Source organism: Clavibacter sepedonicus, from assembly GCF_000069225.1.
Taxonomy (GTDB): domain Bacteria; phylum Actinomycetota; class Actinomycetes; order Actinomycetales; family Microbacteriaceae; genus Clavibacter; species Clavibacter sepedonicus.
In genome coordinates this window covers 2,668,750-2,683,169 of the sequence record NC_010407.1, presented here as the reverse complement: position 1 = coordinate 2,683,169, position 14,420 = coordinate 2,668,750, and the positions used below count along the sequence as shown (strand labels likewise).

The window sequence follows — 14,420 nt, the reverse complement described above, 5'->3', positions numbered from 1 at the left end:
CTGCCCCTTAGCGTTGTCGTGAACGTTCACGCCGACGACGCCGCGAAGGGCTCCACCATGACCGACCCCACCACGACCACCCCGACCGCACCCGGCTGGGCGGTGCTCGGCCCGGGCAGCATCGCCCGCCGCTTCCTCTCCCAGCTCCCCGCGAGCGAGCGCGGCGCGCGACTCGTCGCCGCCGGCAGCTCGAGCGCCGAGCGCGCCGAGGCTTTCGCGACCGAGGCGGCCGATCACGGCTTCGCCGACGTCACGGGCGCCGACTACGACGCCGTCCTCGCGGATCCCGCCGTCCACGCCGTCTACATCTCCACCGTGCACACCGGCCACGCCGACCTCGTGATCCGCGCGCTCGACGCTGGCAAGGCCGTCCTCTGCGAGAAGCCGCTCGCCGTCAACCACGGCACCGCGATGGCGCTCGTCGACGCGGCCCGCGAGGCCGGCCTGCCGCTCGTCGAGGCGTACATGTACCGCTTCCACCCGCAGACCGCGGCGCTCCTCCAGCTGCTGCGCGACGGCGTGATCGGCGACGTCGCCCACGTCGACGCGTCCTTCTCCTTCCGCACCGGATCCCGCACCGGCCGCCTCTACGACACCGCGACCGCGGGCGGCGGGATCCTCGACGTCGGCGGCTACACGGTCACCGCCGTGGCCGCCGTGGTGCAGGCAGCGACCGGGATCGCCGTCGCCGAGCCGCTGACCCTCGAGGTCGACGGCACGGTCGGCCCCACCGGCGTCGACGAGTGGTCCGTCGCGCGCGCGACCTACCGCGGCGTCGCGGGGAAGCCGGGCATCACCGCGACCCTCCGCACGGGCGTCGCGCTCGACGAGCCGCAGGCGCTCACGATCCTCGGCTCGAAGGGCCGCATCCACCTCAGCGACCCGTGGACCCTCGGCGATGCGCCGACCATCGAGGTCTCCGTCGTCGGCGAGGAGCCGCGCACGCTCTCGTTCGCGGGCGCGAAGCCGTACGCGATCGAGGCCGACGCCACGACCGACGCCCTCGCGGCCGGCCTCGGCGAGTCCGCGCAGATGACCCTCGACGAGACGCTCGCCACCGCCCGCACGCTCGACCGCTGGCGCGCCGCGCTCGAGCTGCGCTACCCGTTCGAGGCCGAGGACGCCGACATCCCCACCGTCTCCGGCCGCCCGCTCCGCGTCCGCGACGACAGCCCCATGCTCTACGGCGAGATCCCCGGCGTCGGCAAGCGCATGTCGCGGCTCGTCATGGGCGTCGACAACCAGCCCGACCTCGCGCACGCGTCCGCGATCTTCGACCACTTCGTCGAGCAGGGCGGCAACGCCTTCGACACCGGCTACATCTACGGCGGCGGTGTGCTCGAGGGGCGCCTGGGGAAGTGGATCCGGAACCGCGGCATCCGCGAGGACGTGGTCGTCATCACCAAGGGCGCCCACACCCCGCACTGCGACCCGGAGTCGCTGACGAGCCAGCTGCTCGAGAGCCTCGAGCGCCAGGGCACCGACTACGCCGACATCTACCTCATGCACCGCGACAACCCGGACGTGCCGGTGGGGGAGTTCGTCGACGTGATGGACGAGCACCAGCGCGCCGGGCGGATCCGCTCCTACGGCGTCTCCAACTGGACGCCCGAGCGGTTCGACGAGGCGCAGGCCTACGCGCAGGCGAACGGCCGCGCCGGGTTCCAGGCGCTGAGCGACCACTTCGGCCTGGCCGAGGCGTACGACGTGCCGTGGGCGGGCTGCGTCCACGTCACGGATCCAGCGTCAAAGGCGTGGCTCGAGGAGCGGCAGGTCCCGCTGCTGCCGTGGTCGTCGCAGGCGCGCGGCTTCTTCACGGGCCGTGCCCGCCCCGACGACCTGAGCGACCCGGAGCTCGTGCGCTGCTACTACGGCGACGACAACTTCGAGCGCCTCCGCCGCGCCGAGGAGCTCGCGGCCGAGCACGGTGTCCAGGCCACGGCGATCGCGCTCGCGTACGTGCTCGCGCAGCCGTTCCCGACCTTCCCGCTCTTCGGGCCGCGCACCATCTCGGAGGTGCGCTCCTCGATGCGCGGCCTGTCCGTCGAGCTCACCCCGGAGCAGGTGGCGTGGCTGGACCTGCGGGGCTGAGCGGACCGGGCGCGACCGGTCGGGAGCCGGCCGGCCGCGCCACGATCTACGACGTCGCCTCCGCCGCGGGCGTCTCCCGCCAGACCGTCACGCGCGCGATGAACGGCATGCCGGGCATCAGCGAGGAGACGAAGCGGCGCGTGCTCGACGCCGCCGAGGCGCTCGCGTACCGGCCGTCGCGGTTCGGCCGCGGCCTCGTGACGGGCGGGGACCACCAGCTCGGCCTCGTCGTCGACGACCTGCGGAACCCGTGGTCGCCCGAGCTCGCGGCCGCGGTGGTGCGGATCGCGGCGGCCCGCGGCTGGAACGTGTCCCTTGCCGACGTGGGCCTCGCCGCCGACTCCGACCGCATGGTGGAGGCGCTCGGCGCGCAGACCGACGCCGTGATCGGGACGCTCGGGTCGCGGGCCGCCGAGTGGATCGCCCGGCTGGGCTCGGTGCCCGTCGTGGAGCTGGATCCGCGCGGCGACCCGCTCCGCGCCGCCGTGCAGCTGGATCCGTCGGAGGCCATCGACGCCCTCGCCGACCACCTCGAGGCGGTCGGCGTGCGGCACCCGGTGGTGCTGGACGCGGCGGTCGCCGCCGGACCCAGCCCGCGCGCCGCCCTGCTCGTGCGCGCGTTCGAGGCGCGGTCGATGGAGGTCTCCGTCGTCCGCGCGTCGGCGCCCACCGCGGAGGCCGCCGCCGTCGCGACCGAGCGCGTGGTCGCGCGCCCGCGCACGGCCGACGCGATCGTCGCCTTCAACGACGTCTGCGCCCTCGGCGTGCTCTCCGCCTGCCGCCGCGCGGGCGTCGACGTGCCGGGCGACGTGCGCGTGGTCGGGATCGACGGCCTGTCGCTCGGCCGCCTGCTCGCCCCCACCCTCACGACGCTCGCGGTGGACCTCGACGAGCTCGCCCGCCACGCGCTCGACCTCGCCGTCGCCATGATCGCGGGCGAGCTCCCGCGCTCCGGCCCCGAGGTGATCCGCACGGTGCGGCACCAGCTGGTGGTGCGCGAGTCGGCGTGATCCTCTGGCCCTGGCCATGCGTGGGATTGTTCGCATAGAATGCGAACATGCTCATCACGGTGGATCCCACGGCGAAGACCTCGCTCGCCGAGCAGGTGGCCACGCAGATCCGCTACGCCATTGCGCGCGGCGAGGTCGCGAGCGGGGAGCGGCTGCCGTCGGCGCGCGACCTCGCGGCCTCCATCGACGTGAACATGCACACGGTGCTGCGCGCCTACGCGAGCCTCCAAGCAGACGGGCTCATCGAGCTGCGGCGCGGTCGCGGCGCCACGGTGATCCGCTCGGGCAACGCGTCCTTCGACCGCCTCCGCACCCTCGTCGAGGAGCTGCGCGAGCAGGCCGACACCCTCGGCGTGCCCATGGACGACCTGTTCACCATGATCAAGGGAGCACGATGACCACCCCAGCACCCCTGCCCCTGCCGACCGGCGCGCGTGTCGCGGTCGTCGCCCCCGCGGCGGTCATCGCCCTGGCGCTCGGCGTCGCGGCCGTGGTGCTCGCGCCGACGCTCCCCGGCCGGATCGCCGTGCACTTCGCCGCCGACGGGACGCCCGACGGATGGGGCTCGCCCTGGGCGATGCTCGCGGTCGCGCTGGGACTCGCGGTCGTGGCCGTGGCGCTGGCCGTCGCCGCCCTGCGAGCGCGGGATCGGCGCACGGCGGCCACGGTGCTCCTCGTCGCGAACCTCGTGACGGGCATCCTCGCCGCGGGATGGATCGCGACCGCGGCGTCCGCCGCCGTCGGCGACGGCACCCTCCCCGTCTGGTGGAGCGTCGTGCTGCTGGGCGCGGGCGCAACGGCGGCCGGGATCCCCGTGGCTGTCCTGGTCCGCGCCGCCGGGCCTCTGCCCGCGCACGACGTGGCGCCGCTCGAGATCCCCGCCACGGCCCGGGTCGCCTGGCGCGCTCGGACCGGCAGCGGGTGGTTCGCGGGGATCGGCGCGGTCGTCGTGGTGCTCGGGTTCGTCGCCGCGGCAAGCGCGTCGGCGGTGGACGCCGACACGGCCGCCCTCTCCGGCATCCCGCTCGTCGTGGCCGGCCTCGCGATGCTGGCGCTCGCGCGCGTCGACGTGACGGTCGACCGGCGCGGGCTCCGGGTCGTCTCGACCTGGACGCGGATCCCGATCATGCGCGTGCCCCTCGCCCGCATCGAGTCGGCGGGGTGGGAGGACGTCTCGCCGGGGCAGTGGGGCGGCTGGGGTCTGCGCGTGTCGGGCCGCGGCGTCGCCTACGTGACGCGCTCCGGGCCCGGCCTCGTCGTGCGGCTCACCGGCGGGCGCGCCCGGCTGGTCACCGTGGCGGATGCGGATCGCGGCGCTGCCGTCCTCGAGGCGCTCCTCGCGGGGCGCCGCGCGGCCTGAGCCGCCCGCCGCATCCGCTGTCGGTCGGACTCTGGTCGGCAGGCTCGCCGGTGGCTAGCGTGGCCCCGACGGTGCGCGACGAGGCCGCCGTCGGACACGAGGAGCAGCCATGTCGCGCATCACCCCCACCCTCTGGTTCGGCGAGGGGATCGAGGAGGCGGCGCGGTTCTACGTCGACCTGTTCCCGGGCTCGCGGATCCTCGACACCTCGCGCTACCCGGACGACTTCCCCGACCCGGCCCTGCGCGGCACGGCCCTCGTGGTCGACCTCGAGCTCGACGGCCAGCCGCACCGCCTGCTCAACGGCGGCCCCGGCATGCAGGCGACCGAGGCGGTGTCCCTGTCGATCTCCGCTGCGGACCAGCAGGAGGTCGACCGCTACTGGGACGCGTTCGCCGACGGCGGGACGGAGGGCCGCTGCGGCTGGGTGCGCGACCGCTGGGGATTCTGGTGGCAGGTGGTCCCGGAGGCGATGGCGACCACGATCGGCGGGCCCGACCCCGAGGGCGCGGCGCGCGCGATGGCCGCGATGATGGGCATGGGCCGCCTCGTCGTGGCCGAGCTGCAGGCCGCGTACGACGGGCGCTGACGCCGTTCAATCGCTGTCCCGGTTCGGCAGGATCGGAGTGCGGCTGAGGCACGCGGGCATGGCATGCGCAAGCCCGAGATTCTGCCAGCCGGGATTTGCTCGACGCGGTCGGTGATCGGGAATCTCTCGCCGGGGCGGGTGCAGCAGGTTAGGCAGGCACGGCACTCGCAGGATGCTTGACTGCCGTCGGATCACTCGGACGGTCACGTGTTTCGCCGTTGTTAAACCCAATCTGGACAACAGGACGTTGGAGACAATTTTGCCTGCTTGCAGCACTTATCGTCACAAGTGTGCGGCCATACGAAGCACATAAGCCTCTGACTAATAATCGACGGTAAACGCAAGTTGTTTTAACAGCAAGTTGGGTAAGGGTGGCAGTAAATCTGCCCATCTCGCCAGATTCTCCGGCGGACCAGTTGTCTATTCAGGACGCCGGATATCTGAAGCAAGACATAAGCATCGGCCACCATGACCGGCCCATCGGTCATAGCCTTTTGCACACGGGTCGCAATTCTTTCATAAATGCACCTTAGGCAGATTTAAGAAGCTAGTACCACCCTTCGTCGCAAAACTCCAAGTCCGCTGCCCAAGCTGCAAGTGCGGCTGCAACCCACGGTTCTTCGCCGAAGATTTGTACCGAGCTACTTAAAGTGAATAGAAAGTCGCTGACATGTTCGGGGTCACCTTTAGCATGAGCGTCTTGAAGCATTGCTATATGTCCTCCAACATAGGTACTAGCCTTCGAGGCATACAGGAGCGAAAGTCCAAAAAACTCAAGGTGAAACTCGACGCGTTTTTGGAGAATTGGGTCTGAAAAGTGTTGTGCCGCGACGCTATAAGTTACAGATCGACCCGCACCCCTAACGGCAGAGGCGATCAACCATGAGTCATCATGTAAGTCATCAAAATACGGATGTAAGAATTGATCATAAATGCTTGATGCTTGCTTGTGCCACTTTTTGTCGTTGCACGACGTGCATATAGGGACTAGATTCGTTGGCTGGATCGCGTATGTAGGATATGTTTCCTTCGGCAAGTAGTGATCGAGCGCCACAGCATCTCTTACTCGACAAGTTGGGCACAAGTCGGCTAGGGATCGCAAGAGGGCATAAATTTCCCGGCCAGCACTTTTCCTAGAGCGAAGGTGATTTTTGTAAGCCCACCTAACGCTTTTTGCCGTCGACGAGCTGATGCCGGCATTAACCGTTGGAACGTTGGTGGCGGCCTGCTGACTCAAGTAATAGTTATAGGTCTTCTCGGCCCTTATTAACATGCTACGGGAGGCGTGGACGGTATCAATACGAACACCGGATGATAAGCGGTCGAGGACGGATGCGACATTGACGGCCGGCGCTGAGGAGATTCGCATTACTCGTAGCCTGGCCAATCACGATTTGCTTTGAATGACCTCACGGGCAGGCCTTGGTTCGCAAACCAAGATAACAATAAGGCCCTCCCGTCCCCGCCAATTTGCCCATTGAATCGTTCAAGGACTAGGTAGAAGTCACGTACCTCGGCCGCGGTGTCAAGAAGTAGCTTATGAAATCCAGAAGCGGAGACCTCTAGGCCAAAAACCGATGATGTCAACACGCCTATGTTTTCTCCAAATGACTCCACCTTAAGTCGATTAGCACGAGATACTCCTGCGACCCGCCGAATCTTCCACGCGGAGTTCCTAGGTACTTCTTGCAAGACCACCGGAGAGTGCGTCGCGACAATGGCGATTCCATTGCGACTGCTCATCAAGTTTGACAGTGTGCGGATAAACGCTGACAGAAGGGGAGGGTGCAGATGCCCTTCGGGTTCGTCTATCAGCACGAGGCTTTTCTCTGTCACGCTTTGAGCGAGCCTGGTCACAGTGAGTAGAACTATCTTGTGGCCAGAACTTAATGTCCCGTAGATGATCTTGGCGTGCGCAGCAAACTGCTTGAATGAAGGTTCGTGATGCAGCTGGGCCAGTGATGATACGTCTGCGTCTGCAAAGATTGGGTCCGACTCTAGGGTCTCAAGCGCTTCGCGCCAGAGACCTCGCGATTTCTCACGGACTACAACCCAAGCGCTTCGCGCGAACTCTTCAGCCAATTCTTCTGGTGCCCGTGTCCGAGTAGGCACAATCTTATCCCGGGCTCTTGACTCGATTGAAATATGGTCTTCCGAATGGCTGGTGCCAAACGTTCTGCTGGTCTCATTCTCCGGAGCGGACGTTACAAGGCCCACGTATGAATATCGTACTTCGTATTTGTCAACGCTGTCTTCATGCGGCAAGATCGCGTTATCAAATGCACTAAAGGAAACATAGACTACGTTGGCAATGTCCGGCAAAACGTCGGCGTGTTCGCGAAACGTTCCGATACTCTCACCGGCGCTCGGCCCAAGAAGCGATAGGGCCATATCCCGAAGGTGCGTCGTCTTACCGGAACCGTTGCGTCCAACCAACACGTGTACGTTAGTCGGCGGGAAAGATTCCGGCTGAACCGCAAAGTCAAGGATTACTGATTCCGCTAGGTCGTTAGTGGAAGGCCTTGTGTATTTAAGCGCAAACGAATCCTGCCCGTCACCCGCGAGTATGCGGGCGTAAGTGCCCGTGACGGTACTCCCGGTAATGTCGCGCATGAGCGACTCGAATACCACCGGTTCTGACCGCAACTTTTCGAAACGTCGCAGGTCTACGGCCATATCACCGACCGCAGCGAGGATGCGTTTCGTCTCCTTTACGCCGAAGAGGTTTAACAAGTTTGCGTAGTACGATTCATCTTGCCCAAGGGGCGCATATGTATTATCTAGAGTCGTGAATTGGGTGGGTAATGGCGTGGTATGCTCCGAGTCGTTTTTGTATTCGAAGTCGAGCTTGGCAATCTTGACGCCACCGATTTCAAATCGCGATCCCTGGTGGTCATAGTAGTAAGCGTAAACAAGAGTGCGCCATGTAAACAGTCGTTCCATTCCGCACGTACAAAAGCGATAACGTTCCTTGAATCGCTAATTGGCTTGACGGCCTCCGTCACGAAAGTCACGCTCTGTGTGTCATTCACGCTTACAGCATAAAGGTCGCTCTAGTCCGTTAGGCCCCCAGGTCAGGGGTGAATCCAAGCGCCGATGCTCCCGATCGCGCCAGGTCGGCTGCGAGTAATGCACAACGCGATCGCTTTACGTGGTTCTGCGGCCCATCAGCGGCTGGCGGCTGGAGTCGTGGCGGTCCTCGAGTATGCCGAAAATCGGATCAGCCGCCCGAGAACGGCGGCAGCACGTCCACCGCGCTGCCGGCCGTGAGGGGCGCGTCGCGGTCGGTGGTCGCGACGCCCTCGACGAGGTAGGTGCAGCGGGCGAGGACAGCGGCGGCGTTCGCGGGATCCTCCGACGCGGCGGCCCGCGTGCCGAGCGCGTCCATCAGGTCGCCGAGGACGGCCGCGGACGGCAGGTCGAGCGTGTCGGTCGTGCGACCGAGCGCGGCGGCGGCGGCGAAGAGCTCCACGGGGACGATCACGTCAGCCCCCGATCGCGCTCATGGAGCGGGCGGGCTGGATGAAGTCGGCGTCGTCCATGCCGTGGCCCTTCGGCTTCGCCCACATGGCGCCGCGCCAGAGGTCGGCGATCTCGGCGTCGGACGCGCCGGAGCGCAGCGGCGCGAGCAGGTCGGTCTCCTCGTGCGAGAACAGGCAGCTGCGGACGCCGCCCGTCGCGGTGAGGCGCGTGCGGCGGCAGTCGGCGCAGAACGGCTCGGTGACGCTCGCGATGACGCCCACGCGGCCGAGCATCGCCGTGCCCGCGCCGCCGTCGAGCGAGTGCACGCGCCAGAGCTCGGCGGGGGATCCGTCGCGCGGCTCCTCGTCGGGCACGAGCGTGAAGCGCTCCGACAGGCGCGCGCGGATCTCGGCGGCGGTGATCATCTCGTCGCGGTCCCACGCGTGGTCGGCGTCGAGCGGCATCTGCTCGATGAAGCGCAGCTGGTGGCCGCCCGCGACGGCCCAGGCGAGGAGGTCCGCCGCCTGGTCGTCGTTGACGCCGCGCACGAGCACCGCGTTGATCTTGATGGGCGTGAGCCCGGCGGCTGCGGCGGCGTCGATGCCGTCGAGCACGCGGTCGAGGAACGGGCGCCGCGTGATGAGCCGGAACGTCTCGGCGTGCACGGAGTCGAGCGAGACGTTGATCCGGTCGAGGCCCGCGTCCTTGAGCGCCTGCGCGCGGGACGCGAGGCCGATCGCGTTGGTGGTGAGCGAGATCTCGGGCCGGTCGGGGAGGGCGGCGCACGCGGCGATGATCTCGATGAGGTCGCGGCGCAGCAGCGGCTCACCGCCCGTGAACCGCACCTGGCGCACGCCGAGGTCGCGCGTGCCGATGCGCACGAGCCGCTCGATCTCGGCGAGCTGCAGCGCCTGCCGGTCGGGCGTGAACGGGAGGCCCTCGGCCGGCATGCAGTAGGTGCAGCGCAGGTTGCAGCGGTCGGTGAGCGAGATGCGGAGGTCGGTCGCGCGGCGGCCGAAGGGGTCGAGGAGCGCCGGGTCGTCGGGCCGGGCGGGGCCCGGAGCGGCGGCGGGACGCGGCATCGCCGGCATCCCCAGCGAGGTGCTCATTCCCCCAGGCTACGCGCGCGTCGGAGCGGGGCCGACGCCGAGCGGATGCGGGCGACGGGCACGAGCCGCGCCTGCGGTGCCTAGGATCGTCGCATGACGCAGAAGAGGGACCGCACGCCCGCACGCGCCGCGGATGCCGAGCCGCCCGTCACCGTCGCACCCGCATCCGGGCCCTTCCGCTACCGCGTGAGCGAGGCCGCCGCGCTCATCGGCGTGAGCGACGACACCCTCCGCCGCTGGGCCGACGCCGGCCGGCTCGACCTCGTGCGCGGCGAGGGGCGGCTGATCCAGGTCGACGGCGTGCAGCTCGCCCACCTCGCGACCGAGCTGGCCGCGGACGGGTCGCTCGCCGCATCCGGCGCCGGGCGTCCGCCGGCCTCGGCGCGGAACCGCATGCCGGGCATCGTCACGCGCGTCGTGCGGGACGGCGTCATGGCGCAGGTCGAGATCCAGGCGGGGCCGTTCCGGATGGTGTCGCTGATCAGCCGCGAGGCCGCCGACGAGCTGGGGCTCGAGGTGGGAGCGCCCGCCGCCGCGACCGTGAAGGCCACGAACGTGGGCGTCGAGCTGCTCGCGCCCGAGACGCTGACGGGCGGGCGGGCGTGATGCGCGGAGCGCGCGCGGTCGTCGTCGGCGCCCTGGCTGCGGGGCTCCTCGCCGGCTGCTCGGCCGGTGGATCCGCGCCCTCCGGCGTCCCCGATCCCGCCCCCGACTCCCTCGCCGGCACGCTCGTCGTGCAGGCCGCGGCGTCGCTCACCGGCAGCATGGACGAGGTCGCCCGCGGCTTCGAGGGCGCGCACCCGGGCGTGACGGTCACGGTGTCGTACGGCGGCAGCTCGACGCTCGCGCAGCAGATCGTGCAGGGCGCGCCCGCGGACGTGTTCGCGTCCGCCTCCGACGCCACCATGACGACGGTCGTCGACGCGGGCGAGACGGCCGCGGACCCGCGCGTGTTCGCCCGCAACGCGCTCGAGATCGCGGTGCCGCCCGGGAACCCCGCCCGCATCGCCGGCCTCGCCGACTTCGCCGACCCCGCCCGCACCCTCGCCCTCTGCGCGCCCGAGGTGCCGTGCGGTGCCGCGGCGGCGCAGGCGTTCCGGGAGGCGGGCGTCACGCCGCAGCCGGACTCGCTCGAGCAGGACGTGCGCGCCGCCCTCACGCGCGTCGAGCTCGGCGAGGTGGATGCGGCGGTGGTCTATGAGACGGACGTGCGGGCCGCGGGCGACCGGGTCGAGGGCGTGCCGCTGCCGGACGAGGTGAACGTGACGACGGACTGCGTCGTGGCGCCGCTCGCCGAATCCGCGTCGCCCGCCCTCGCCGCCGCCTTCGCCGACTACGTGGCGGGCGACGACGCCCGGTCCGTGTTCACCGCCGCGGGGTTCCGTGCGCCCTGAGCTGCGCGCCGACCGCAGCCGCGCCCGCAGCCGCACGCGCGTCCCCGCGGGCGAGCGTGCCGACCGCGTCCCGGTGCTGCTCTGGATCCCCGCGGGCGTCGCCCTCGCGTTCCTCGTGCTGCCGCTCGCGGCCCTCGTGGTGCGCGCGCCGTGGGCGACGCTGGGGGAGCGGCTCGCGGATCCCGGCATCGCGCGCGCCCTCGGCCTCTCCCTCGGCAGCGCGCTCGCCGCGACCGGGCTCAGCCTCCTGCTCGGGGTGCCGCTCGCGTTCGTGCTCTCGCGCTCGGCGGGGCGCCCGCCCGTGGTGCAGCGGATCCTCCGCGCGCTCGTGACCGTGCCGCTCGTGCTGCCGCCCGTGATCGGCGGCGTGGCCCTGCTGCTCCTGCTCGGACGGCGGGGGCTGATCGGCGGACCGCTCGAGGCGCTGACCGGGATCACCATCCCCTTCACGACGCCCGCCGTGGTGATCGCCGAGACCTTCGTGGCCATGCCGTTCCTCGTGCTGGCGGTGGAGGGGGCGCTGCGCGGCGCCGACCGCCGCTTCGAGGACGCGGCCGCGACCCTCGGCGCGAGCCGCTGGACCGTGCTCCGCCGGGTGACCCTGCCGCTCGTCGCGCCGGGCATCGGCGCGGGCGCGGTGCTCTGCTTCGCCCGCGCGCTCGGCGAGTTCGGCGCGACGCTCACCTTCGCGGGCAGCTTTCCCGGCGTGACCCAGACGGTGCCGCTGTCCGCCTACCTCGCGCTGCAGACGGATCCGGACGCCGCCGTCGTGCTGAGCCTCGTGCTGCTCGCGGTGTCGGTGGTCGTGCTGGTGAGCCTGCGCGACCGGTGGGCGTCGGGGGTGCACGCGTGAGCGCGTCGGCGTGCCGCGGGACGGCGGCCGACGGGCTCGACGCGCACGTCGTCGTCGAGCGACCCGCGTTCCGGCTCGACGTGCGCCTGCGGGTGCCGGCCGGATCCGCGACCGCGGTCGTCGGCCCGAACGGTGCAGGCAAGTCCACGCTGCTCCGCGCGCTCGCGGGGCTCGCGCCGCTCACGGCGGGACGCGTCGCGCTCGACGGCCGGGTGCTCGAGGAGCCGGGCGGGGGCGCGGCGCGGATCCCCGCCGAGGGCCGCGGCATCGGCGTCGTCTTCCAGGACCACCTCCTCTTCCCGCACCTGTCAGCGCTCCAGAACGTGGCCTTCGGGCCGCGCGCGCACGGGGTCCCGCGCGCGGATGCCGACGACCGGGCGCGCGCCCTGCTCGACCGGCTCGGGATCGCACAGCTCGCCGACCGCCGGCCCGCCGCGCTGTCGGGCGGCCAGTCGCAGCGCGTCGCGCTCGCCCGCGCCCTCGTGCTCGAGCCGGCGCTCCTCCTCCTCGACGAGCCGATGGCGGCGCTCGACGCGGGCACGCGACTCGACGTGCGCGACCTCCTCGCCGACGAGCTGCGGCGCTTCGGCGGGGCGGCGGTGATGGTGACGCACGATCCGGTGGACGCGCTCGCGCTGACCGACCGGATCCACGTGCTCGAGGACGGCCGCCAGGTGCAGGAGGGCGCGCCCGCCGAGGTCGCCGCCCGGCCCGCGACGGCGTACGTGGCCAGGCTCGTGGGCATGAACCGCTTGACGGGGCGGGACGCCGACGGTCAGGCCGTCGTGATCATCGCCGCGCCGGCGGACGTGCGGCTGGCCCGCGGACCCGCCCCGGAAGGCATCGGCGGCGGCACCCGCGACGTCGTGACGACCGGCACCGTGCGGCGGGTGGAGGGCGCAGCGGGCCGCGTCCGCGTGGCGCTGCGCGTCGCCGAACCGGATGCCGCCGTCACCGCGCTCGATCCCGCCGCGGTCGCCATCGAGCCGGGCACCGAGATCACCGCCGAGCTCGACGCCGCGTCCTTCGCCGCGCTCCGCCCGGTCGCGGCCGAGCGCCTCACCGTGCGGATCCCGCGCGGGATCTGATCAGCCGGCGTCCGGCCCGCCGGCGGTCACGCGCTCCCGGCCCAGCCGCCGCCGCACGACCGCGGGGATCAGCCGAGCGCGCCCGTCCGGCCCGAGCCGCACGAGCGAGCCGGCCACGACGATCACCAGGGCGGCCGCGAGCGCGATCTGCCAGGCCCACTCGTCCGGCGCGAACAGCCGCAGCGCGAGCGCGGCCACCACCGCGAACCACTCGCCGCGGCCCGTCATCGCGATGAACGGGATGAGCAGCAGCGCGTACCAGGGGTAGCGCGGGCTCACGGCGAGGAGCGTCACGCCGATCATCACGAGCTGGCCGAGCCACGGATCCGCCGGGTCGGTCCTCCACCAGACGAGGCCGGCGGTCACGGCGAGGATCAGCCCGACCGCGATGAGCCCGTACTGCCCGGGAACGACGAGCTCCACGAGCGGGAACCGCCCGCCGTCGCCGTAGCCCTCCTCCTGCAGGTAGCCGGGCAGGTAGCCGAGCACCGCGATCCCGGTGCTGAGCACGTACGGCACGTAGAGCAGGGCGAACGTGACGACCGCCGCGGTGATCACCTTCCAGGGCTGCTTCCGCAGCAGCGCCGGCGCCGCGATCACCGGGATGAGCTTCGTCGCGATGGCCGCGCCGAGGGCGATGCCGCCGCGCCACCGCATCCCGCCCGCGACGAGGAGCGACGCCGCGAGCGCGAGCAGCGCCCCGAGCGCGTCGACGTGCGAGTTCGTGACCACCTCGCTCGCCACCAGCGGGCACCACGCCCAGAGCGCCGCCCACCACACGGGCTTGCCGCGCTTCCGCAGCGCGCGGACGAGCAGGAGCGTCACCGCCGTCATCATCAGGAGCCCGGCGGCCTGGAACGCCCAGTACTCGGCCGTCACCGGGACTGCGGCGCGCACGCCCGCGAAGAACAGCTCGGCCATGGGCGGGTAGATGGTGGGGACCTTGGGGCGGTTGAGCGCCGTGCACATCGGCTCGTGCGTCTCCTCCTCGCGGACGCCTATGATCCGCTTCCCCTCGCAGGTGGCGGCTCCATCCGACCCGACGACGGTCTTCGGATAGAGCCAGTCGGGCCGGAGGTCCCGCAGCTCGGGGTCGGCCGGCGTGTAGCGATAGGGCGACTCGCCCGCGTTCTGCACGATGCCGTCCCAGGCGTAGCGCGCGGAGTCGGTGCTGGTGTTCGGCGGCCCGGCCATGGCGACCGCGCCGAGGCCCACCGATCCGAGGATGATGAGCGCAGCGGCGGATCGTGCCGGCAGCTTCCGCACCAGGAGGACCGCCGCTCCGAAGACCACCCAGATGACGACCACGAGCCAGAACAGCGGCGCGGCACCCTCGCGACGGAAGAACGCCTCGTCGTCGGCATCGCCGAACAGATCGAACGCGACCACCGACCATCCGGTGAGCGCGGCCATGACGACGAGGACGAAGGCGGTGAGGGCTGTGCGCACACCCCATCATGGCGG

13 protein-coding genes are annotated in these 14,420 nt (G+C 70.6%); 9 read left to right on the top strand and 4 right to left on the bottom strand.

Annotated elements, in window-relative coordinates; genetic code table 11:
* The first annotated feature begins 57 nt into the window (after positions 1 to 57).
* From CMS_RS12495 to CMS_RS12475, 5 genes are all read left to right on the top strand, one after another.
* A complete protein-coding gene (locus CMS_RS12495) occupies positions 58 to 2,091 on the top strand; it encodes an aldo/keto reductase (protein ID WP_012299802.1) in 2,034 nt (677 codons plus the stop codon).
* Entirely contained in the window at positions 2,070 to 3,101 is a 1,032-nt protein-coding gene (locus tag CMS_RS12490; RefSeq protein WP_086935918.1) for a LacI family DNA-binding transcriptional regulator, read from the top strand. The genes CMS_RS12495 and CMS_RS12490 overlap by 22 nt, the downstream gene beginning before the upstream one ends.
* Positions 3,102 to 3,148: 47 nt before the next feature.
* Positions 3,149 to 3,499: a GntR family transcriptional regulator gene (locus tag CMS_RS12485; RefSeq protein ID WP_012299800.1), complete on the top strand. Its 351-nt coding sequence runs from the start codon at positions 3,149 to 3,151 to the stop codon at positions 3,497 to 3,499.
* Positions 3,496 to 4,461, top strand: coding sequence for a DUF1648 domain-containing protein (locus CMS_RS12480; protein ID WP_012299799.1), 966 nt, complete (start codon positions 3,496 to 3,498; stop codon positions 4,459 to 4,461). The genes CMS_RS12485 and CMS_RS12480 overlap by 4 nt, the downstream gene beginning before the upstream one ends.
* A 109-nt stretch (positions 4,462 to 4,570) precedes the next feature.
* Complete coding sequence (locus CMS_RS12475; protein WP_012299798.1) at positions 4,571 to 5,050, top strand: VOC family protein; 480 nt, start codon at positions 4,571 to 4,573, stop codon at positions 5,048 to 5,050.
* A 1,368-nt stretch (positions 5,051 to 6,418) separates the two neighbouring features.
* On the opposite strand, the gene CMS_RS16705 is transcribed toward CMS_RS12475, so the two are convergent.
* From CMS_RS16705 to moaA, 3 genes are all read right to left on the bottom strand, one after another.
* Positions 6,419 to 7,993, bottom strand: coding sequence for an AAA family ATPase (locus tag CMS_RS16705; protein ID WP_012299796.1), 1,575 nt, complete (start codon positions 7,991 to 7,993; stop codon positions 6,419 to 6,421).
* Between the two features lie 277 nt (positions 7,994 to 8,270).
* Positions 8,271 to 8,534, bottom strand: a complete 264-nt coding sequence (locus tag CMS_RS12470) for a MoaD/ThiS family protein (protein ID WP_012299795.1) — start codon at positions 8,532 to 8,534, stop codon at positions 8,271 to 8,273.
* Position 8,535: 1 nt separating this feature from the next.
* Positions 8,536 to 9,621 (bottom strand): GTP 3',8-cyclase MoaA, encoded by a 1,086-nt coding sequence (moaA, locus tag CMS_RS12465; RefSeq protein ID WP_012299794.1) that lies wholly within the window; start codon positions 9,619 to 9,621, stop codon positions 8,536 to 8,538.
* A gap of 93 nt (positions 9,622 to 9,714) precedes the next feature.
* Here moaA and CMS_RS12460 point away from each other — a divergent pair, with 93 nt between their 5' ends.
* From CMS_RS12460 to CMS_RS12445, 4 genes are all read left to right on the top strand, one after another.
* On the top strand, positions 9,715 to 10,227 hold the full coding sequence (locus CMS_RS12460; protein WP_012299793.1) for a TOBE domain-containing protein: 513 nt from the start codon (positions 9,715 to 9,717) through the stop codon (positions 10,225 to 10,227).
* On the top strand, positions 10,227 to 11,015 hold the full coding sequence (modA, locus tag CMS_RS12455) for a molybdate ABC transporter substrate-binding protein (protein ID WP_012299792.1): 789 nt from the start codon (positions 10,227 to 10,229) through the stop codon (positions 11,013 to 11,015). Before CMS_RS12460 ends, modA begins: the two co-directional genes overlap by 1 nt.
* A gap of 73 nt (positions 11,016 to 11,088) precedes the next feature.
* Complete coding sequence (locus tag CMS_RS12450) at positions 11,089 to 11,868, top strand: ABC transporter permease (protein ID WP_012299791.1); 780 nt, start codon at positions 11,089 to 11,091, stop codon at positions 11,866 to 11,868.
* Positions 11,865 to 12,956 carry an ABC transporter ATP-binding protein gene (locus tag CMS_RS12445; RefSeq protein WP_012299790.1) on the top strand — a complete coding sequence of 364 codons (1,092 nt, stop codon included), beginning with the start codon at positions 11,865 to 11,867 and terminating at the stop codon, positions 12,954 to 12,956. The genes CMS_RS12450 and CMS_RS12445 overlap by 4 nt, the downstream gene beginning before the upstream one ends.
* Here CMS_RS12445 and CMS_RS12440 read toward each other — a convergent pair whose 3' ends face one another.
* The gene (locus CMS_RS12440; RefSeq protein WP_012299789.1) at positions 12,957 to 14,405 is read right to left on the bottom strand and encodes a glycosyltransferase family 87 protein; all 1,449 of its coding nucleotides are present in this window, start codon (positions 14,403 to 14,405) and stop codon (positions 12,957 to 12,959) included. It lies immediately after the preceding gene.
* Positions 14,406 to 14,420: the final 15 nt, after the last annotated feature.